The sequence below is a fragment of the Xanthomonas axonopodis genome (assembly GCF_001304695.1).
GTDB lineage: Bacteria > Pseudomonadota > Gammaproteobacteria > Xanthomonadales > Xanthomonadaceae > Xanthomonas > Xanthomonas axonopodis.
In genome coordinates this window covers 1-740 of the sequence record NZ_JFAQ01000302.1, presented here as the reverse complement: position 1 = coordinate 740, position 740 = coordinate 1, and the positions used below count along the sequence as shown (strand labels likewise).

General features: G+C 64.6%; 2 pseudogenes. Both read right to left on the bottom strand.

Annotated features, from left to right (window positions below):
* Positions 1-388: pseudogene (locus XAXN_RS19910) on the bottom strand (MipA/OmpV family protein); the annotation flags it as partial.
* 19 nt (positions 389-407) lie between these two features.
* Positions 408-740: pseudogene (locus tag XAXN_RS19905) on the bottom strand (efflux transporter outer membrane subunit); the annotation flags it as partial.

The following is a 740-nucleotide window of genomic DNA, read 5'->3' as shown; positions in this document are numbered from 1 at the left end:
CCATGCCGGCCAGCAGGCGCGAACCTGGCCGCCAGTTGCTGTCGCTTTGCAGCCGGCCCAGGTCGTAATACAACGATTGCGATATGTAGAAGCCGGATGTGCTCTGGAATTGCAGGCCGCCGCCGCGGGAGGTGTCGAAGAACAGCACGCCGCGCTGCACCACCAGCACCGGGTTGAATTGCACGCGCGCGCGCTCGGCACCGGCATACTCCGGCGTGGCAATCGCTGCGGCGCCGGCGGTGATTTCAGTGCGGTCTCCCAGCAGGCGCGAACTCCCGGTCAGATCGGTTTGTGCGTGTGCGATGCACGGAATGGCGGTCATGCACGCAAGGACGCTGGCGCGAACGGCACGGTTGCCACGCAGGCGATTGAAGGACGATACGTTCATCGAAAGTCTCCGTCGGAAGTCAGGAAGCGGTGGGCAGGCGCACGCCGTAGAACGCCTGAAACAGCGCAATACGGCTCAGCACGCGTTGAAGTGCGGTGTCCAGGTAATCGAGTTCGGTTTGAGCGATGCGGGTCCGCTCGGCCAGCAGCGCGCTGCGGTCTCCCAGACCGGCATCCACGCGTTGATGCATTCGAGCAAGTCGCAGTTGCTCGCGTTCGACCTGCTCGCGCGAGCGCGGCTCGGCCTGCGACAAGGTGGCGTGGGCGTCGAGTGCATTGGCGACCTCGCGAAATGCAGACTCGATCGCCTGCTCGTAGGCGATGACATCGGCACGTTTGCGCACTTGCGCCAG